Origin of the sequence: Pseudomonas viciae, assembly GCF_004786035.1 — a bacterium.
Lineage (GTDB): Bacteria > Pseudomonadota > Gammaproteobacteria > Pseudomonadales > Pseudomonadaceae > Aquipseudomonas > Aquipseudomonas viciae.
This window is the reverse complement of record NZ_CP035088.1, coordinates 2,157,691-2,176,531: the sequence shown is the minus strand read 5'-3', so window position 1 is coordinate 2,176,531 and position 18,841 is coordinate 2,157,691. Positions and strand designations below refer to the sequence as shown.

Genomic DNA, 18,841 nt, shown 5'->3' with positions numbered 1-18,841 from the left:
CCCATCCTATTCTTCGTCCTACTCTGCGTCCAGACAGGGGCGATCCGAACAACAACGGCAGCCGACACAAGCTCGAGCGCCAACGCACCCCGCAGCATCCTTTCGTATCTGCCCATAAAAAAGCGCGCCTCACGGCGACGCATAACAATCCAAGGTGGAGCGCAGCTATGGCTTTTGTGCGACTTGAAGGACTTGGCAAACGTTACGGCGACATCGACGCGGTGGTCGCCACCAACCTGTCCGTGGAGAAAGGCGAGTTTGTCTCGCTGCTGGGCCCCTCCGGCTGCGGTAAAACCACCACCTTGCAGATGATCGCCGGCTTCGTCGAAGTCAGCAGCGGGCGCATTCTTTTGGACGGTCGCGACATCACCCACGCCAAGCCCGCCAGCCGGGGCCTGGGCGTGGTATTCCAGAGTTACGCGCTGTTCCCCCACATGACCGTCAAGGACAACGTCGCCTTCGGCCTGCGCATGCGCAAAGTGGCCAACGCCGAGTTGCAACAACGGGTTGATCGGGTGCTGAAGCTGGTACGCCTGGACCCACACGCCGAACGCTATCCACGAGAGCTCTCGGGCGGCCAGCGCCAACGTGTGGCACTGGCCCGGGCGCTGGTGATCGAGCCGCCAGTGCTGCTGCTCGACGAACCGCTGTCCAACCTCGACGCCAACTTGCGCGAAGAGATGCAATACGAAATCCGCCGTATCCAGCGCGAAGTCGGGATCACCACGTTGATGGTCACCCACGACCAGTCCGAGGCGCTGTCCATCAGTGACCGGGTCGTAGTGATGCAGGCCGGGCGCATCACACAGATCGACGCGCCATACACCCTTTACGAACACCCGCGCACTGAGTTCATTTCCGGCTTCGTCGGCAAAGCCAATCTGCTGCCCGGTGAGCGTGACAGCGCAGGCGTCGTTCAAGTCTGCAAGCAGGACAAGGGCGACCTGATCCTGAGCCTGCGCCCGGAAAAAATCGACCTGTGCGCCGCCGGTGCAGGCCGACTGCAAGGCACCCTCATCAGCCGCTTCTTTCTCGGCAGCCAATGGTTGTACGGCGTCTCGACCGTCCTGGGCGAACTCTGCGTGGTGCGCCGCAACGACGGCTCAGCGCCCATGACCGAAGGCACCGTCGTCGGCTTGGACTGGGACCCGGCGCTGCTGCGGGTGCTGAGCGTCGATGAGGTGCCGGCATGAAGCTGATCGAGGCAATGCGTCGGGGTCGGCAAGGCTACCTGATGTCCGCGCCGGCCCTGGCCTTGTACCTGGGCCTGCTGGTCATCCCCCTGGGCCTGACGCTGGTGCTGTCGTTCAACGTCTTTGACTACAGTTCGGGCATCAACGGCGACGCCTATACCTTCGAGCATTACGCCAGCCTGCTGGGTGATCCGTACTTCTACGAGATCTTTCTACGCACGCTCTGGATCAGCGGCCTGACCACGCTGTTGTGTGTGCTGATTGGCGTACCGGAAGCTTACGTCCTCAGCCGCATGAGGGCGCCGTGGCGCTCGATTTTCCTGATCCTGATTCTTACGCCGCTGCTGATTTCGGTGGTGGTGCGGGCCTTCGGCTGGAGCCTGTTGCTCGGCGCCGACGGCTTGGTCAATCAGACCTTGCAAGCCTTCGGCGGCTCACCGATGAAGTTGTTGTATACGCCGTTCGCCGTGGTCATCGCCCTGGTTCACGTGATGTTGCCGTTCATGATCATTCCGGTCTGGACCTCGCTGCAGAAACTCGACCCAGCCGCCGAACAGGCCGCGCTGTCGCTGGGCGCGAGCCAGTTCACGGTAATCCGCAAAGTCGTGCTGCCGCAGATCATGCCCGGCGTGCTGTCGGGCACCTTGATCGTGTTCGGCCTCGCCGCCAGCTCCTTCGCGATTCCCGGCCTGCTCGGTGGGCGCCGTTTGAAAATGGTCGCCACGCTGATCTACGACCAATACCTGTCGGAACTCAACTGGCCCATGGGCGCGGCCATTGCCGTCGCGCTACTGCTGCTCAACCTGCTGATCATGTTGTCGTGGAACCGGATGATCGAAGGCCGCTACAAGAAGTCATTGGGGTAATTCGTCATGTCCAGGAACGGTCCTTTCGCTCTGTTGTTTCATACCCTGGTAGTGGTGTTCATGCTGGCGCCGCTGGTGGTGGTCTGCCTCGTCGCCTTCACCCCGGAAAACACCCTGAGCCTGCCGACTACGGAATTTTCCCTGCGCTGGTTCCGCGCCGTGTTCGAGCGCGCGGATTTTGTCGATGCGTTCTACAACAGCCTGATCCTGGCGTTCTGCGCAGCCTCGTTGGCGACGTTGATTGCGGTGCCGGCGGCTTTGGCGATCACTCGGCTCGAGTTCCCGGGCAGGGACTTTTTCAACGGTCTGTTCCTGTCGCCGATCATCATTCCGCACCTGGTGCTGGGGGTCGCATTGCTACGCCTGTTTGCGCTGATGGGGGTGAACGGCAGCTTTGCCTGGCTGATCTTCGCCCACGTGCTGGTGATCACCCCGTATGTGCTGCGCCTGGTGCTCGCATCGGCCATCGGCCTGGACCGCAGCGCCGAACAGGCCGCGCAGTCGCTGGGGGCCGGACGCTTCACGCTGTTTCGGCAAATCACCTTGCCGATGATTCTGCCGGGGGTGGCCGGGGGCTGGTTGCTGGCGTTCATCAACAGCTTCGATGAAGTCACGCTGTCGATCTTCGTCACCTCACCGGCCACGCAAACCCTGCCGGTGCGCATGTATGTCTACGCCACCGAATCCATCGACCCGATGATGGCGGCGGTGTCGGCATTGGTCATCGGGCTGACCGCGCTGACCATGATTCTGCTCGACCGGGTCTATGGCCTGGATCGGGTCCTGGTAGGCAAACAATGAGGGCGCCATGGCTCTGCTGAAACGACTGGCCGAAGGCGACCGCCCGGCCCTGGACTTTACCCTCGACGGCGTACCCGCCCGCGGCCTGCTGGGTGACACGTTGCTGACTGCCGTGCTGACCAACAGCGAACACCTGCGCGGCAGCGACTTCAGCGCCGAACCCCGGGCCGGTTTCTGCCTGATGGGCGCCTGCCAGGACTGTTGGGTCCGCCTGGGCGACGGCCGCCGCGTACGCGCCTGCTCGACCCTGCTCGAAGCCGGGCTGCACATCAGCCGCGAACCGGGGCGCCAGCTATGAATAATGCCAACCTCATCGCGAGCAAGCCCGCTCCCACAGGAGACTTGTGCCGCCCACAAAACCCATGCCCACCACAGCCCCCCTGTGGGAGCGGGCTTGCTCGCGAAGGCGTCTTTAAAAACGCCACCAACCCCACAGCACCGCCAACGAGGTGGCCATGAAACCCATAGCCATCATCGGCGCCGGCCCGGCCGGTATCCGTGCCGCACAGACGCTGGTTGCCCATGGCGTATACCCCATCCTGCTGGACGAAGCCGCCCACGGTGGCGGGCAGATCTATCGGCGGCAACCGGCCAATTTCAAGCGCTCACCAGCCAAGCTGTATGGCTTCGAAGCGCACAAGGCCAACGCCATCCACCAGACCCTCGACGAACTGCGCGAACAGCTCGATTACCGTCCCGACACCCTGGTGTGGAACGCCGAGGCCGGCCTGCTGGACACCTTGCATGAAGGCCGCGCTGACCGCCTGGAGTACACCAGTGTGATCGTCGCCACGGGCGCCACCGACCGGATCCTGCCGGTACCAGGTTGGACCCTGCCAGGGGTGTACAGCCTGGGCGCGGCGCAGATCGCCTTGAAATTCCAGGGTTGCGCCATCGGTGAGCGAGTGGTGTTCGCCGGCAGCGGCCCATTGCTTTATCTGGTGGCGTATCAATACGCCAAGGCCGGTGCCAACGTGGTCGCAGTGCTCGACAGTTCGCCCTTCAGCGCCCAGGCTCGTGCCCTGCCCGGCCTGCTGGCGCAACCGGCCACCCTCGCCAAGGGCCTCTATTACCGCGCCTGGCTGAGCGCCCATGGCATCGCCGTGCATCAAGGCGCGAGCCTGTCGTGTATCGAAGGTGAGCGCCGGGTGCAGTCACTGAAATGGCGCAACGCAAAAGGCGAGCAATCCCTTGAGTGCGACGCACTGGCCTTCGCCCACGGTTTGCGCAGCGAAACCCAATTGGCCGACCTGCTGGGCTGCGAATTCGCCTGGAACCCGCTCAATCGCGCCTGGTTGCCGAAACGAGATAGCGCCGGTCGCAGCAACGTGCCCGGGGTTTACCTGGCGGGCGACGGTGCAGGGATCATGGGCGCCGATGCCGCTGAAGTGGCCGGCGAACGGGCGGCCCTGGCCCTGCTCGAGGACATCGGTTATCTGATCGACCCGCAGCATTGCGCTCAGTTGGAACAAGCCCTCGAACGCATCGGCCATTTCCGCCTGGGCCTGGAGCGCGCATTTGCCTTTCCCGAAAACTGGGCCGCCGATGCCGCTGACCACCTGATGATTTGCCGCTGCGAAGAAGTCAGCGCCGGCGACATCCGCCAAGTGGTGGGCGAAGGCCACTGGGAGATCAACCGGGTCAAGGCCCATTGCCGGGTCGGCATGGGGCGTTGCCAGGGTCGGATGTGCGGCGCCGCCGCAGCGGAAATCATCGCCTGGGAAAGTGGACGCCCTGTCTCCAGCATTGGCCGCTTGCGGGCCCAGGCGCCGATCAAACCCGTGCCGTTCGGCCTGGAGGTCGAACCATGATCGAAGTGGATGTGGTGATCATTGGCGGCGGTATCGTCGGCGCCTCCGCCGCGCTGTTCCTGAGCCAGGCCGGACGAAGGGTGGCACTGCTGGAACGGGACTTTTGCGGCTCGCACTCCAGCGGCGTGAATTACGGCGGTGTGCGTCGACAGGGACGGCCATTGTCGCAACTGCCACTGTCGCAACGGGCCCATGAAATCTGGGGCCAGTTGCCTCGGTTGATCGGCATCGACGGTGAGTACCAGCGCAGCGGTCATCTGAAACTGGCCCGCAACGCTGAAGATCTGCGAGCGCTGCACGATTACGCCACCAGCAGCCAGGGCTTCGGCCTCGACTTGCAACTGCTCGATCGTGCGGAGCTGCGTGCCCGCTTTCCATGGGTCGGCGCGATCGCGGTCGGCGCGTCGCTGTGCCCGGATGACGGCCACGCCAATCCGCGCCTGGTGTCGCCGGCATTCGCCCAGGCAGCCCGCCGGCACGGCGCGCAGATCCACGAACAATGCGCGGTCAGCACTATCGAACACAACGGCCAGCGCTTTGCCGTACACAGCGAAACGGGCCTGGTGGTTCACGCCCCCTGGCTGCTGAACTGCGCCGGAGCCTGGGCGAGCCATTTCGCCGCGCAGTTTGGCGAAGCGGTGCCCATGCACGCCGGGCACCCGGCGATGCTGGTCACCGAGCCATTGCCCTGGGTGATGAACGCCAGCACCGGCGTGGAGGGCGGCGGTATCTATGCGCGCCAGGTCGCCCGTGGCAACTGCGTGCTGGGAGGCGGCCAAGGGTTTGCCCTGGACGATGCCCGGGCCCGTCCCGGCCAGAACGCGGTAATCGACATCCTGCGCCAGGCGGTCGAACTCTATCCGTTTTTGCAGGGCGCCCAGGCGATTCGCACCTGGAGCGGCACCGAAGGTTATCTTCCCGATCGCCAACCGGTGATCGGCCATAGCAGTACCCAAGCCGGCCTGTTGCATGCGTTCGGCTTTGCCGGCGCGGGCTTTCAGATCGGCCCTGCGGTGGGCCAGGCGCTCACCGAGATCATCTGCAACGGCGCCTCAACCACGCCGTTGGATGCGTTTTCCATCACCCGGTTTCACTCCATCTCCGTTGCTTGATAGAGGAAGGTCGCGCCAATGAATAACGTCAAACGCAGTGCACTGTTCGGTTTCTGCTCGCTGGGTTGCGCTTGCCTGGGCGCCCTGCTCCCGGTCACCCAGGCGTTGGCCGAGCCGACGCTTTACCTGGGCATGAACGGCGGCACCATGGAGCGGCTCTACGCCGACAAAGTCTTGCCGGCCTTCGAGAAAGCCAACAACGTCAAAGTGGTGATCGTGCCCGGCACCTCCGCCGACATCCTGGCCAAAGTCCAGGCCAGCAAAGGCAACCCGCAGATGCATGTGATGTTCCTCGATGACGGCATCATGTACCGCGCCATTGCCATGGGGCTGTGCGACAAACTCGCGGACAGCCCGCCCCTGGCGCAGATTCCGGCCAAGGGCCGTATCAAGGAGCAGGCGGTGGCGGTCAGCCTCGGGGTAACCGGACTGGCCTACAACACACGGCTGTTCACGGAAAAAGGCTGGAATACGCCGACGTCCTGGATGGACCTGGCCGACCCACGCTTCAAGGATAAAGTGGTGTTCCAGTCGATGGCCTCATCCACGTTTGGCTTGCACGGTTTCCTGATGTTCAACCGGATCCAGGGCGGCAGCGAGGCCGACGTCGAACCGGGCTTCAAGGCCTGGCCGAACACGATCGGACGCAACGTGCTGGAATACATCCCGAGTTCAGCGAAGATCTCCGAAATGCTGCAGACCGACGAGGCCGCGCTGTTCCCGCTGACCCCCACCCAGGTGACCGCGCTGAAAATCAAGGGCATGCCGGTCGAGTACGCGCAGCCGAAGGAAGGCTCGGTGGTGCTCAACGTCGCCGAATGCGCCATCGCGCAAAATACCCAACCGGAACTGGCGCAAAAGCTCGCGGCGTTCCTGCTGACGCCTGAAGCCCAGGCCATTGCCCTGGAAGAAGGCGACCAGATCCCGTCCAACCCCAACACCCCGACCACTGACAAGACCCGTGGCCAGGTGGAGGCGATGAAGCGCTATCTGGAAACCGCCATCGCCGTGGATTGGGATCAGGTCAACGAACAGCGCCCAGCCTGGAACGCGCGCTGGAACCGCAGCATCGAGCGCTAGAGCGCTCGACTGTGGTGAGGGGAGGAACACTGGTGTGGGAGCAAGGCTTGCCCGCGATGAAGACAACGCGGTCGCTGAGAAAACGAGGCGCCTGCCTCGCGGGCAAGTCTTGCTCCCACAGAAAAACCTTCCTCGCCACAGGGAGTTGTGCTGCTTAACCCGCCAACCCGACAAACATATCCTGCACGTCATCATGGTTGTCGAGGCCTTCAAGGAAAGCTTCGACTTCAGCCATCTGCTCGTCGGTCAGGCCGCTGACCGGGTTTTTCGGCTGATAGCCCAGCTTGGCCGACAACACGGTGAAGCCCTGCTCAGGCAACCCCTTCTGCACCGCATCGAGGTCGGCAGGATCGGTGATGAACAACGTCGCGCCGTCTTCGCCCGGTTCGAAATCCTGGGCACCGGCCTCGATGGCGGCCATTTCCGGATCGGCGTCAGGGCTGTCCGGCGCGGCCTCGATCATGCCGACATGGTTGAAGTCCCAGGCGACCGAACCTGAAGCGCCCAGTTGGCCCTTGCGGAACGCCACACGAATCTCGGCAACGGTGCGGTTGATGTTGTCGGTCACGCATTCAACGATCAGCGGCACCTGATGCGGTGCGAAGCCTTCGTAGGTGACACGGTGGTATTGCACGGTTTCGCCGAGCTGGCCAGAGCCTTTCTTGATCGCACGTTCCAAGGTCTCGCGGGGCATCGAGGCCTTCTTCGCCTGCTCGACCACCAGGCGCAAGTGCGCGTTGGTAGCGGTGTCGGCGCCGTTGCGCGCGGCAATGGTGATTTCTTTCACCAGCTTGCCGAAAATCTTGCCCTTGGCGTTGGCAGCCGCTTCTTTGTGTTTAACCTTCCACTGTGCGCCCATTACTCACTCTCTTGTCTGACGCGCCGAGACATCTGCCGGCCGGCGCTGTGGCGCAAGTTTATACGGCCTAAACCGGCTGATCGACCAAAAAATTCAGCCCTTGCGAATCGACATTTTCACAGCGTGTTGTAGGGGTTTTCTGAAATAGCGATTCGCTAGCACCGTTTCACCTTGGGGTTTCGTACCCTCTGCGCTTCTCTCCCTGCAAGTAAGAGCGGTGATGCACAACGACACGGAAAGTCCCTTCAGCCTGACCCTCACGCAAAGCGACTTGCGCCTGCAAGTATTGCGGTTCAACGGTCGGGAAGCCCTCAACCAGCCGTACCGCTTTGATCTCGAATTGATCGGCCTGGCGCCACCGATGACCCCTGACACGCTACTGGGACAACCGGCCTTCCTGCGCCTGGACGGCGAATCGGGCATCCATGGGATTGTCCACAGCGTCTGCCTGAGCGCTCATACACCGCACCGCATCGGCTACCGTGTGACGCTGGTTCCTTACCTCCAGCATCTGGAACAAGGCCCGCGGCGACGGATCTTCTATCGGCTCACCGTTGTGCAAGTGTTGCAACGCCTGTTGCAGGACAACGCACTGCCCGCCCACAGCTACCGTTTCGAACTGCCCCACGGGCATTACCCACGCCGTCCCTTCTGCATCCAGTACGAGGAAAGTGATCTGGATCTGCTACAACGCTTATGCGAAGAAGAAGGTATCCATTATCACTTCGAACATGCCCACCAGGGCCATGTCCTGGTGTTCGCCGAAGACCCTAAAAGCTTCCCCGCGCGTCCGGTCGAACTGACACTACGCCAGGACGCTGGCCGGCAATCGGCCATCCAACGGCTGTATCAGCGTCACCGCTTAACGGCGCCGGGCCTGCCTGCCGGTTTCAGCGACCGGGCGATGAGCGAAGCCGGGAGCAGCGCCGCGAATCATCCCTTCAAAGGCGTCGACCACGAAACCCTGCGCGGCAATCCGGCGCTGGCTCATGATGACCAGGTCACTCGCCGAAGCCTTGAACGGTTGCGCTGTCGGCAACGGCAGATCCACGGCCACAGCACCCAGCCGGCCCTGCGTAGCGGCCATATCGCGCAGATCGGCGAACACCCGGTTCCCACCTTCAACGACCAATGGCTGATCACCGAAGTCCAACATCGCGGGCGGCAGTTTTCGATCCTTGAAACCAATCTACCGCCCACTCCGCCGGCCCTGGACTATCGCAACCGATTCACAGCCATTGCGTGGTCCACCGTGTTCAGGCCGGCACTCAAACATCCCAAGCCCCGCATTCCCGGTTATCACCTCGCCCATGTGCTCGGCCCCGCTGGCCAGCCGGCCAGACCCGATGAGCGCGGCCACATCAGCGTCAGTCTGTGGACCCCGGATGACGAAGGCATCATGCTGCCCGTGTCGCGGCTGGCACAGCATGCCAGGCCCACCCTGATGGCCGGCAGTGAAGTGCTGGTGAGCTTTCTCGACGGCGACCCCGATCGACCCGTGCTGTGCCCGGGAATTGTCGACAGCGGTGGCGGGCAAGTCGTTGCGCCAGCGCAACCGGTGCCGCCCATCCCTGATGCAGGACTGCTACTCGACTGGCTGCTGAACCCACCGGACACGACACCCTGACCCGTCACCTTGTAGCGAGTGCACTTATCAGGACTTCGTGCTGGCAAAACTGATCTGGCTCAAGCAAACCCAGCGAAACCGGCTTACAGTAAAAAGCACACAACGCCGCTCAAGACGGCGCATTACCCTGATGCTGGAGAGCTGCGCAATGCCCTGGACTAACTCAGAAAGCCGCTACAGTACCGTCACCGTCACCTTGCATTGGCTAATGCTGATTCTGCTGGCCGTGGTTTACGCCTGCATCGAGTTCCGAGGAATTTTCCCCAAGGGCAGTGGCGGTCGGACCTTGATCAAGGAAGCGCATTTCATGCTCGGCCTGACGGTGTTTGTGCTGGTCTGGCTGCGCCTGTTCGCCCGCAGCATGGGTCAGGCACCGGCGATTTTCCCGGCTTCGCCTGCGTGGCAGATCGTCCTTGCACGCCTGATGCACTGGGCGTTGTACCTGTTCATGATCGCCATGCCGCTACTGGGCTGGCTGATCACCAGTGCCGAAGGACATCAAGTCATGTTCTACGGTTTCGATTTGCCGCTGCTCATCGATCAGGACAAGGACTTTGCCAAACAGCTGGAAGGCTGGCATGTGCTGGGCGGCACCATCGGCTATTGGTTGATTGGCCTGCATGCCTTGGCGGGGCTCTATCACCACTACGTGGTGCGCGATAACACGCTGCTGCGGATGATGCCTAAACGCGGTTGACGGCGGGTTACGCAAACCCTCGGCGGCCTTGCAAGCCGCCGGTGTGAACGAAGATCAAGCGGGTACCTGGGGCAAACTGTCCGGCCTCGACCCGCGCCTTGAGCAACATCAACGCCTTGCCGGTGTACAACGGCTCCAGCTCGATTACGCCTGTGGTTTCGATGAAGGTGGTGAGTTCGGCGTCGACCCGAGCGAAACCGCCACGGCTGCCGTCGAACAACTCATAAAGCGGATGGGAAAGCCCCGCCTCCCCCACGATGCTTTCGACCTGCTGCGCCACGCCATAGTCCTGAGGCACCGCCAGCACACCGTAGACCGGGCGCTCTCCCGCTTCGGCCAGTACCAGCCCCGCCAACGACGTGCCGGTGCCGCAGGCCAACCACCAGCCGTGATAATCCGTCCACCCCAACGCTGACATTTGCTCACGGGCACTGGCCACCCAGGCCATGCAACCCCGGGCGCCGGGCAATCCTGAACCACCCTCGGGCACCGGATACAAATCTGGATAACGCACCCGCCAGGGCACCCAGAAATCCGCTGTGTGCCGCTCCCGGTATCCACCGTAACCCAACCAGTGCAACGTCATACCGAACGCGTTGAGGTCGAGCACCGTTGGCGTTTCCTGGGGATGGCCACGCAGCAGCCCGACCGTGGGAAACCCGAAGCGCTTGCCCGCCGCGGCCAGCGCATGCAGATGATTGGAATAGGCGCCGCCCAGGCTCATGACGCCCTCGGCCCCCACCTCGTGGGCGGCGCGCAAATGATGAACCAGCTTGAACCACTTGTTACCGCTGATCAGCGGATCGATCCGATCCAGGCGCAACACCGCCACTTCAATGCCGGCACGGGCAAGCCAGTCCAGATGAAGGCGTTCGAGTCGGGGTTGGGGGTGCCAGTCGAGGGCGGGAAGAAGCATTGCAGCAGGCCGGTTGAAAATATGCCGGCATCTTAACAGCTCGGCTGCGATGACCTGGCAATGCAAAACCCTGTGGGAGCGGGCTTGCTCGCGAAGACGACGGCACATTCAACATTGATCCAAGCTGACTCGGCGCTTTCGCGAGCAAGCCCGCTCCCACATTGAATTTGTGGTGACCTTGGATTCCATGGTTGAAAACAAGGTCACCGCACAGGTTTATGCCTTACAACTGCGCCGCCAACCGCGAACCCTGGTTGATTGCCCGCTTGGCATCCAGCTCCGCCGCGACATCGGCACCGCCGATGAGGTGGATGTTCTGCCCCGCTGCCACCAGGCCTTCCTGCAACTCGCGCAGCGGATCCTGGCCAGCGCAGATCACGATATTGTCCACGGCCAGCACTTGCGGCTCGCCGGTTTCGCCGATGCGAATGTGCAGGCCTTCGTCGTCGATCTTCAGGTACTCGACGCTGTTGAGCATTTGCACCTGCTTGTTCTTCAAGCCAGTGCGGTGAATCCAGCCGGTGGTCTTGCCCAGGCCATCGCCGACCTTGGACGTCTTGCGCTGGAGCAGGAACACCTGGCGTGCCGGGGCATGGGGTTCGGCCTTGATTCCGGCCACGCCACCGCGCGCCTGGAGCTGAGTGTCGATCCCCCACTCCCTCCAGAACGCCTCACGGTCCTGACTGGTGGCGACGCCCTGGTGAACCAGGAATTCCGAGACATCAAAGCCAATACCGCCGGCCCCAATCACCGCGACGCTGCGACCCACCGGCTTGCGCTCCAGGATCACATCCAGGTAGCTCAACACCTTGGCATGCTCCACCCCGGGAATCGCCGGCACACGCGGCGCGATGCCGGTGGCGAGGATGATCTCGTCATAGCCGCCCGCCACCAGTTGCGCCACATCCACCCGAGTGTTGAGGCACAACTCGACATTCGTGGTCTGCAACTTGCGATTGAAGTAACGCAGGGTCTCAAAGAACTCTTCCTTGCCCGGCACACGCTTGGCAATGTTGAACTGGCCGCCAATCTCGCTGGCCGAATCGAACAGCGTCACCTGGTGACCGCGCTCGGCCGCCACGGTGGCGGCGGACAGCCCGGCGGGGCCAGCACCGACCACGGCGATTTTCTTCACCTGGGTCACCGGCAGGTAGTTGAGCTCGGTTTCATGGCACGCCCGTGGGTTCACCAGGCAACTGGTGAGTTTGCCGCCAAAGGTATGGTCGAGGCAGGCCTGGTTGCAGCCAATGCAGGTGTTGATTTCATCGCCACGACCCGCGGCGGCCTTGTTGACGAACTCCGGGTCCGCCAGGAACGGCCGCGCCATCGAGACCATGTCGGCGTCGCCTTCGGCAAGGATCTGCTCGGCCACTTCCGGGGTGTTGATACGGTTGGTGGTGATCAGCGGAATACTCACCGAGCCGCGCAGCTTGGCCGTGACTTTGCTGAACGCCGCCCGAGGAACCTTGGTGGCGATGGTAGGAATCCGCGCTTCATGCCAGCCAATACCGGTGTTGATAATCGTCGCGCCGGCCTGCTCGATGGCCTTGGCCAACTGGACGATCTCGTCCCAGGAGCTGCCGCCCTCCACCAGATCGAGCATCGACAGGCGAAAGATGATGATGAAATTCGGACCGACCGCCTCGCGCACCCGACGCACGATTTCCACCGGCAAGCGCATGCGGTTTTCGTAACTGCCGCCCCAACGGTCGGTCCGGTGGTTGGTGTGGGCCGCCAGGAACTGGTTAATGAAATAACCTTCCGACCCCATGATCTCGACACCGTCGTATTCAGCCATCTGGGCCAGTGTCGAACAGGTGACGAAATCGCTGATCTGTTTCTCGATACCCTCCTCGTCCAGCTCCTTGGGCTTGAACGGGTTGATTGGCGCCTGGATCGCGCTCGGCGCCACTTGCTTGGGGCTATAGGCATAGCGCCCGGCGTGGAGGATCTGCATGCAGATCTTGCCACCGGCCTCGTGTACCGCGCGAGTCACGATCTGATGCTTGAGCGCCTCTTCTTCAGTGGTCAGCTTGGCGGCGCCGGAGTACACGCCGCCCTCGTCATTCGGCCCGATGCCGCCGGTGACCATCAGGCCCACGCCGCCCCGGGCCCGCTCGGCAAAATACGCCGCCATGCGTTCGAAGCCGCCGGGCTTTTCTTCAAGACCGGTGTGCATCGACCCCATCAGGGTACGGTTGCGCAACGTGGTAAAACCCAAGTCCAACGGAGCCAGCAGGTGCGGGTAATGGGAGGCGGTCATCGATAACTCCACAACGGGCAATCACGGAAAAATGCGGAAGCTCTGCGGCTTCCCTCTGTCATGCGTAACAGCCTAAGAGCCGGGATGCACTCACTCAATGACCGTAACTGACAACTTAATGATCCAAATGCGCAGCGCCCCTTGGCAACGCCCACTGTGGGCCCTACCCTAGTCAGTGAATCCGCACACGACCGCCGACTGTCCCCCATGCGCAAATTTCTGTACCTGCTGTTTTCACTGGCCTTGATTGCCGCCCTGATCACCTATGCACTGTGGACGGCGGACCGTCCGGCGGGTCATTACCTGTCAGACCTTCGCATCAACCTGGCGGTCGACCAGGGCACCCCCGCCGATCGAGGCAACCTGTTGGGCATCCAACCGGAATTATTTCCCACTGACTACCAAAGCCCCGCGCACCTGCGTCGCAAGCTGGCGGCCTATCTGCAGAACGCTCGCGACCAAGGCTTTATCAACGACAAAACCATCGTGGTCTTGCCCGAGCACATTGGTACCTGGCTGATGGTCAGCGGGGAAAAAGACGAGTTGTATCAGGCTGCCACGCTGAAGGACGCCATGAATTGGCTGGCGATCAGCAACCCGCTGGCGTTTATCCAGGCCCTGTTCAATGCTCAAGGCGACAACCGGCTGGACGATGCCTACCTACGCATGAAGGCCGACACCATGGCCCATGACTATCAGGCGCTGTTTGGCGGACTGGCGAAGGAATTCGGCGTGACCCTGGTGGCCGGCTCCATCGTGCTGCCCGAGCCCAGCGTCAGTAACGGTCAACTGAAGATTGGCCGCGGCGCGCTGTATAACAGCAGCCTGGTATTTGGCCGCGATGGGCAGCCGATCGGCCAACCCCAGCGCCAACAGCATCCGGTGTTTGAACAACGGGATGTGCTGGGCGCGGAGCACTCGAACACCACCCGCGTCATCGACACCCCCGCCGGGCGCCTGGGCGTGCTGATCGGCAGCGACAGCTGGTACCCAGTCCACTATCGGCAGCTCGACGAACAAGGCGTGCAACTGATCGCAGTGCCCGCCTTCGTCATCGGGCGCGACACGTGGGACAAACCTTGGAGCGGCTATAAAGGCCTGTCCACGCCGAGCGAAGTGAGCCTCAAACCCGGCGAGGTGAGTGAAGGCCAGGCCTGGCACCGCCTGACGCTGACCAGCCAATTGCCCATCAGCCGGGCCAGGGGCGGCGTCAGCGTCTTCCTGCGGGGCCAGTTCTGGGACAGCGGCAGTGCCGGGCAGAGCTTCATCAGCCACAGCGGCGAGCACTTCTCTGACGGAGAAGCCCGTGGCGCCCGCTTGCTGAACCTTTGGTTGTGAACATGAAACCGCAACCGATGCGCCTGGGGGACCTGTCCGTGGGCTTCGTCCATAGCCTGGCGGATGCGGTTGCCAGTCATGGACAGGACCCCCAGCCCTTGCTTGAACAATACGGCCTCGATGCCGCACGCCTGGCCCAACCCGGGGCTCGCCTGTCGATCCCACGCTACATGCGCCTGGGCCATGCGGCGATCCAACAGACCCAGGATCCGGCCCTGGGCCTGCGTATGGGTCAACTCAGCCGTTTGAGCCAGGCCGGGCTGGCGGGCGTCACTGCTGCCCAGGCGCCGACCGTACGCGAAGCCGCACGCTGCATGATCCGCTTCGAGCCTCTGTACGGTTCCAACTATCGTGGCCAATCGAGTTTTCATGAGGACGCCCGGGGAGCGTGGCTGCGGTTCTATTCCATCAGCCCATATAACGCCTACAACCGCTTCGTCGTGGACTCGATCATTGCCGGTTGGCTTGCGCAGCTATCGAGCGTGAGCGACATCGCGGTGCGGGCCGAACGCATAGAGATCGAATTCGAAGAACCGCCGTACGTGGAGGCCTACCGAACGCTCGGTGATTGCCCTATCCAGTTTGGCGCCCAGCAGAATCAACTGCGCCTGGGCCTGGACAGTCTCGCCCAGCGCAATCGGCAGCATTGCCCCAGTACCTGGCGGCATCTGGTTCAGTTGTGTGAACAGGAACTGGAGCAGCTGACCCGAACCCGCAGTCTACGCGAGCGCATCATCCAACTGCTGGGGCCGTTGCTCAATGGCGGCCGGGAACCCGACCTGGAAGAAGTGGCGGCACGCCTGAAGCTACCGACCTGGACCTTGCGCCGCAAACTGGCCGAGGAAGGCACGCAATTTCGCGCGATCCTCAACGACACCCGCCGCGACCTTGCCATGACCTACATCCGCGATACCGAACTGGCGTTCGGCGAAATCGCCTACCTGTTGGGCTTCGCCTCAGCCGAGGCGTTCCAACGTGCCTTCAAGCGCTGGAACGACCAGACGCCCGGAGAGTTTCGCCGCAGTCATAGAGTGATTTGAGCTTCAAACTTTCCACTAATAACGTGTAGCGTACGCTGCCCTTGCACTACAACTCCGTCGCATCCTCGGCGGGTTCCAGCGGGTCCAGTTCATACGCCTGGTATTCCAGCAGCTCTTCCTGATAATCATCCATTACGAGTCCTTCCCCTGTCGTTGAAACCGATGCCTGATGGCGTTGGAATCAGCATAAAGCTGCTTTATGAACAAAACATGAAGCAAAAGCTTCATGAATTAAACGTAGCACAGCGTCGGAAAATTACCGTATTAAGGTGTGGCAAGAGATTACCCCTCGCCGAACCTCAGGGGAGCGGCTGGATTGGCTCGGTCGGCGCCGGCAAAGTACTGGGCGGTGGCGCAGTGATGGTTTCCGTGGTTGGCGTTGGCTCTGACGGCTCAGGCGCAATCGGCGCTGGCTCGGCAGGCGGAGTGATCGGCTCCGACACCGCAGGCGCGGGTTCGACAGGTGGTGGCGCCGCTTGCGGCGCGGAAGATTCAGGTTCAGGTTCAGGTTCAGGTGCAGGAGCAGGCATCAGCGCCGCCGGTTCGACCTTGGTTTCCGGAACACCCAATTCATCTTTTGGTTTTTCGACGTTCTCAACGGCTTTTTTCGCTTCAGGCGGTAGGAACAATTCCACCAAAGCAAAGAAACGCTCATAGAACTTGGCCGCCGACACGGTTTCGCTGGCGACCTTGACCATCGAATCATCTGACGAGCCGATCGGCATCGACACCGAGCCCAGCACCCCCACACCCAGGCTGGCGGAGTTGTTGGTTTTCTTCAGGGCATAACGGTCCTGCAGGGCGTTGGCGAACATGGTCGCACGATGTCCGGTACCACCGTCTTCGGCACAGACCAGGTTGAAACTGATCTCCATGTGGGTTTCGCCGGTCTGCTGAAAGCTCTTGTGACCACTGACCAGTTTCGCATCGCTGCTGGTGATGATGTAGCCCTGACTGAGCAACGCCCGGCGCCCGGCTTCACAGGTCGCGGCATCACTCACTGGGTAAGTACGCGAAAATGTACCGGAATCATCGAAGTTTTCATGCTCGTAAATGGCAGCTTTCTTGGACGAGCAACCGGCTGCGGCGGCCAACGCCAAGGCAAGCCCGAGGGTGCGCATGTGAGGTGATCTGAACATTGAACATCCTGAGAAAAACAGTCCGGGGCGTATTGTGCAACAGAACGCGGCTCGGCAGCGTGAGTAATCACGACTTGAACGGGATACAAGTCTACTGGGGGTTGTTTGCAGGAAAAAGAAGCAATCTCGATGGATCGACGAACATTCCGCCATTGGCAATAAGCAGATACAAAAAGACCCCGGCTTTTCGGCCGGGGTCTTTGGTTAGCGAGCCATCATCGCATTCAGAAACGCTTGATGTCCGCCTGGCTCTCCAACTGCTTGCGATAAGCGGCGAAGTCCTGCTGGCCGATACGGGAAGCGAGATAGCGACGATACTGAGCCTTCTCTTCGTCGGTCGGTGCCGCCGCTTCGTTCACGCCGTTCAGACGCACGACCACCAGGCTGCCGTCTGGCAACGTCACGCTGGCGAACGTCGGCTTATCCTTCGACTCAGGCTTGGGCATGCGGAACAGTGCTTGCAGCACTGCCGGATCGATACCTTCCTGGTTACGGGTTGCCGCTTCGCTGACTTTCCAGCTTTGGCCGGCAACCGGCTTGTCCAGGGCAGTCTTGCCGTCACGCAGGCTGACGATCAACTCATCGGCCTGGGTCTTGGCTGCCGCGCTGGCGTGTTCCTTGGCCAATTGAGTGCGAATCGCCCCAGACACGCTTTCCAGCGACATTTGTTCAGGCTTGCGGTGTTCCTTGGCACGCAGCACCACGACAGTTTCCGGGTCCAGCTCGATGGCGGTGCTATTGGCACCCTCATCCAGCACTTCCGGGCTGAAGGCAGCGGTGACCACGGCACGGTTGGCCGCAACCCCTTCCCCGCCTTCACGCCCGAATGGTGCCGACGTGTGGACGGTCAGCTTCAGGTCCTGAGCCGGTTGCGCCAGGTCGGACGCTTCAAACGAGGCATCCTCCAGTTGCTTGGTCGCTTCCACGAAACGCTGCTCTACCTGTTGGGTCTTCAGCTCGCGGGTCAGCTTGTCCTTAAGACTGGCAAACGTGGGAACTTCAGGCGCTTCGACACCCAGCAGCTTGATCAGGTGCAAACCGAAATCGGTGCGCACCGGCGCCGATACCTGGTCCTTGTTCAAGGCATACAACGCCTTTTCGAATTCCGGATCGTAAACGCCTGGACCGGCATAACCGAGATCACCGCCGTTATTCGCCGAACCCGGGTCCTGGGAAAACTCCTTCGCCAGGGCTTCAAACGACTCACCCTTGGCCAGGCGGGCCTGGATTTCCTCGATCTTCGCCTTGGCCTGGGCTTCGGTGACCTTGTCGTTCACTTCGATCAGGATGTGCGCAGCCCGACGCTGTTCGGACAGGTTGGCGATTTCTTTCTGATAGGCCGCTTGCAGGTCTTCGTCCTTGACGCTGACCTGATCGAAGAACGAGGCTTTCTTCAGTTCGAGATAATCGATGACCACCTGATCAGGCGTCATGAATTCCTTAGCGTGTTTATCGTAGTAAGCCTTGACCTCGTCATCGGTCAGCTTCACTGCCGACGGGTCGGCCTTGATGTTCAGGGTGGCGAAATCACGGGTCTGTTTTTCCAGGCGGGCGAATGCCAGCACCTGGGCATCCGTGACGAAACCGCTGCCAGCCAGACCGGCACGCAGCTGACCGATCAGCATTTCCTGGGCCAGCATCTGGCGGAATTGCATACGGTTGTAACCCAGCTGGCGGATCACCTGATCGAAACGCTCGGCGCTGAACTTGCCGTCGACCTGGAATTCAGGTGTTTGCAGGATCACTTGATCCAGCGCGGCTTCGGAAAAAGCGAATTTCGCGTCGTTTGCGCCCTGCAGCAGCAGCTTGCGATCGATCAGGCCCTTGAGCGCCGAATCACGCAGCATTTTTTCGTCCAGCAAAGAGGCGTCGAAATCCTTGCCCAACTGTTGCATGAGCTGACGGCGTTGCATATCGACCGCCTGGCTCAGCTCGTTCTGGCTGATTTTTTCGCCGTTGACCTTGGCCGCGTCATTGCTGTTGGTGGTGGCTTGAAAAATGGCATCGAAACCGGTCAACGCCATCAATGCGACGATGACCCCGATGATGGTTTTGGCAATCCAGCCTTGTGAATTGTCCCTGATATTCTGCAGCATGCG

General features: G+C 61.7%; 16 protein-coding genes. 11 read left to right on the top strand and 5 right to left on the bottom strand.

Annotated features, from left to right (window positions below; translation table 11 throughout):
- Positions 1-167 precede the first annotated feature (167 nt).
- From EPZ47_RS09970 to EPZ47_RS09940, 7 genes are all read left to right on the top strand, one after another.
- The gene (locus tag EPZ47_RS09970) at positions 168-1,193 is read left to right on the top strand and encodes an ABC transporter ATP-binding protein (protein WP_135844600.1); all 1,026 of its coding nucleotides are present in this window, start codon (positions 168-170) and stop codon (positions 1,191-1,193) included.
- A complete protein-coding gene (locus tag EPZ47_RS09965) occupies positions 1,190-2,059 on the top strand; it encodes an ABC transporter permease (RefSeq protein ID WP_135844599.1) in 870 nt (289 codons plus the stop codon). The genes EPZ47_RS09970 and EPZ47_RS09965 overlap by 4 nt, the downstream gene beginning before the upstream one ends.
- Positions 2,060-2,065: 6 nt before the next feature.
- On the top strand, positions 2,066-2,860 hold the full coding sequence (locus EPZ47_RS09960) for an ABC transporter permease (protein WP_135844598.1): 795 nt from the start codon (positions 2,066-2,068) through the stop codon (positions 2,858-2,860).
- Between the two features lie 7 nt (positions 2,861-2,867).
- Positions 2,868-3,158, top strand: a complete 291-nt coding sequence (locus tag EPZ47_RS09955) for a (2Fe-2S)-binding protein (protein WP_135844597.1) — start codon at positions 2,868-2,870, stop codon at positions 3,156-3,158.
- A 157-nt stretch (positions 3,159-3,315) separates the two neighbouring features.
- On the top strand, positions 3,316-4,671 hold the full coding sequence (locus EPZ47_RS09950; protein ID WP_135844596.1) for an FAD/NAD(P)-dependent oxidoreductase: 1,356 nt from the start codon (positions 3,316-3,318) through the stop codon (positions 4,669-4,671).
- Positions 4,668-5,783, top strand: a complete 1,116-nt coding sequence (locus tag EPZ47_RS09945) for an NAD(P)/FAD-dependent oxidoreductase (RefSeq protein ID WP_135844595.1) — start codon at positions 4,668-4,670, stop codon at positions 5,781-5,783. The genes EPZ47_RS09950 and EPZ47_RS09945 overlap by 4 nt, the downstream gene beginning before the upstream one ends.
- 18 nt (positions 5,784-5,801) lie before the next feature.
- On the top strand, positions 5,802-6,863 hold the full coding sequence (locus tag EPZ47_RS09940; protein WP_135844594.1) for an ABC transporter substrate-binding protein: 1,062 nt from the start codon (positions 5,802-5,804) through the stop codon (positions 6,861-6,863).
- Between the two features lie 154 nt (positions 6,864-7,017).
- Here the strand turns inward: EPZ47_RS09940 and EPZ47_RS09930 are convergent, their stop codons facing one another.
- Complete coding sequence (locus tag EPZ47_RS09930) at positions 7,018-7,722, bottom strand: YebC/PmpR family DNA-binding transcriptional regulator (protein ID WP_135844592.1); 705 nt, start codon at positions 7,720-7,722, stop codon at positions 7,018-7,020.
- Between the two features lie 220 nt (positions 7,723-7,942).
- On the opposite strand from EPZ47_RS09930, the gene EPZ47_RS09925 reads away from it, so the two are divergent.
- Both EPZ47_RS09925 and EPZ47_RS09920 read left to right on the top strand, forming a co-directional pair.
- Entirely contained in the window at positions 7,943-9,349 is a 1,407-nt protein-coding gene (locus tag EPZ47_RS09925; RefSeq protein ID WP_135844591.1) for a type VI secretion system Vgr family protein, read from the top strand.
- 148 nt (positions 9,350-9,497) lie between these two features.
- Complete coding sequence (locus EPZ47_RS09920) at positions 9,498-10,046, top strand: cytochrome b (RefSeq protein WP_135844590.1); 549 nt, start codon at positions 9,498-9,500, stop codon at positions 10,044-10,046.
- Positions 10,047-10,053: 7 nt separating this feature from the next.
- On the opposite strand, the gene EPZ47_RS09915 is transcribed toward EPZ47_RS09920, so the two are convergent.
- Both EPZ47_RS09915 and EPZ47_RS09910 read right to left on the bottom strand, forming a co-directional pair.
- Positions 10,054-10,962, bottom strand: coding sequence for a 1-aminocyclopropane-1-carboxylate deaminase/D-cysteine desulfhydrase (locus EPZ47_RS09915; protein ID WP_135844589.1), 909 nt, complete (start codon positions 10,960-10,962; stop codon positions 10,054-10,056).
- A gap of 223 nt (positions 10,963-11,185) precedes the next feature.
- A complete protein-coding gene (locus tag EPZ47_RS09910; protein WP_135844588.1) occupies positions 11,186-13,225 on the bottom strand; it encodes an oxidoreductase in 2,040 nt (679 codons plus the stop codon).
- Positions 13,226-13,432: 207 nt separating this feature from the next.
- Between EPZ47_RS09910 and EPZ47_RS09905 the strand changes: the two genes are divergently transcribed.
- Both EPZ47_RS09905 and EPZ47_RS09900 read left to right on the top strand, forming a co-directional pair.
- Positions 13,433-14,563, top strand: coding sequence for a carbon-nitrogen hydrolase family protein (locus EPZ47_RS09905; RefSeq protein ID WP_135844587.1), 1,131 nt, complete (start codon positions 13,433-13,435; stop codon positions 14,561-14,563).
- Positions 14,564-14,565: 2 nt separating this feature from the next.
- On the top strand, positions 14,566-15,603 hold the full coding sequence (locus tag EPZ47_RS09900) for an AraC family transcriptional regulator (RefSeq protein ID WP_135844586.1): 1,038 nt from the start codon (positions 14,566-14,568) through the stop codon (positions 15,601-15,603).
- 299 nt (positions 15,604-15,902) lie between these two features.
- Here EPZ47_RS09900 and EPZ47_RS09895 read toward each other — a convergent pair whose 3' ends face one another.
- Together EPZ47_RS09895 and EPZ47_RS09890 are read right to left on the bottom strand one after the other, a co-directional pair.
- Positions 15,903-16,742 carry a DUF2242 domain-containing protein gene (locus tag EPZ47_RS09895; protein ID WP_135844585.1) on the bottom strand — a complete coding sequence of 280 codons (840 nt, stop codon included), beginning with the start codon at positions 16,740-16,742 and terminating at the stop codon, positions 15,903-15,905.
- Between the two features lie 224 nt (positions 16,743-16,966).
- Positions 16,967-18,838, bottom strand: coding sequence for a SurA N-terminal domain-containing protein (locus EPZ47_RS09890; RefSeq protein ID WP_135844584.1), 1,872 nt, complete (start codon positions 18,836-18,838; stop codon positions 16,967-16,969).
- Between the last annotated feature and the right edge of the window lie 3 nt (positions 18,839-18,841).

Bases quoted from the DNA above. Each gene is read 5' to 3' on its own strand.
- EPZ47_RS09970 (WP_135844600.1), top strand. From the start codon at position 168: ATGGCTTTTGTGCGACTTGAAGGACTTGGCAAACGTTACGGCGACATC.
- EPZ47_RS09965 (WP_135844599.1), top strand. From the start codon at position 1,190: ATGAAGCTGATCGAGGCAATGCGTCGGGGTCGGCAAGGCTACCTGATG.
- EPZ47_RS09960 (WP_135844598.1), top strand. From the start codon at position 2,066: ATGTCCAGGAACGGTCCTTTCGCTCTGTTGTTTCATACCCTGGTAGTG.
- EPZ47_RS09955 (WP_135844597.1), top strand. From the start codon at position 2,868: ATGGCTCTGCTGAAACGACTGGCCGAAGGCGACCGCCCGGCCCTGGAC.
- EPZ47_RS09950 (WP_135844596.1), top strand. From the start codon at position 3,316: ATGAAACCCATAGCCATCATCGGCGCCGGCCCGGCCGGTATCCGTGCC.
- EPZ47_RS09945 (WP_135844595.1), top strand. From the start codon at position 4,668: ATGATCGAAGTGGATGTGGTGATCATTGGCGGCGGTATCGTCGGCGCC.
- EPZ47_RS09940 (WP_135844594.1), top strand. From the start codon at position 5,802: ATGAATAACGTCAAACGCAGTGCACTGTTCGGTTTCTGCTCGCTGGGT.
- EPZ47_RS09930 (WP_135844592.1), bottom strand. From the start codon at position 7,722: ATGGGCGCACAGTGGAAGGTTAAACACAAAGAAGCGGCTGCCAACGCC.
- EPZ47_RS09925 (WP_135844591.1), top strand. From the start codon at position 7,943: ATGCACAACGACACGGAAAGTCCCTTCAGCCTGACCCTCACGCAAAGC.
- EPZ47_RS09920 (WP_135844590.1), top strand. From the start codon at position 9,498: ATGCCCTGGACTAACTCAGAAAGCCGCTACAGTACCGTCACCGTCACC.
- EPZ47_RS09915 (WP_135844589.1), bottom strand. From the start codon at position 10,962: ATGCTTCTTCCCGCCCTCGACTGGCACCCCCAACCCCGACTCGAACGC.
- EPZ47_RS09910 (WP_135844588.1), bottom strand. From the start codon at position 13,225: ATGACCGCCTCCCATTACCCGCACCTGCTGGCTCCGTTGGACTTGGGT.
- EPZ47_RS09905 (WP_135844587.1), top strand. From the start codon at position 13,433: ATGCGCAAATTTCTGTACCTGCTGTTTTCACTGGCCTTGATTGCCGCC.
- EPZ47_RS09900 (WP_135844586.1), top strand. From the start codon at position 14,566: ATGAAACCGCAACCGATGCGCCTGGGGGACCTGTCCGTGGGCTTCGTC.
- EPZ47_RS09895 (WP_135844585.1), bottom strand. From the start codon at position 16,742: ATGTTCAGATCACCTCACATGCGCACCCTCGGGCTTGCCTTGGCGTTG.
- EPZ47_RS09890 (WP_135844584.1), bottom strand. From the start codon at position 18,838: ATGCTGCAGAATATCAGGGACAATTCACAAGGCTGGATTGCCAAAACC.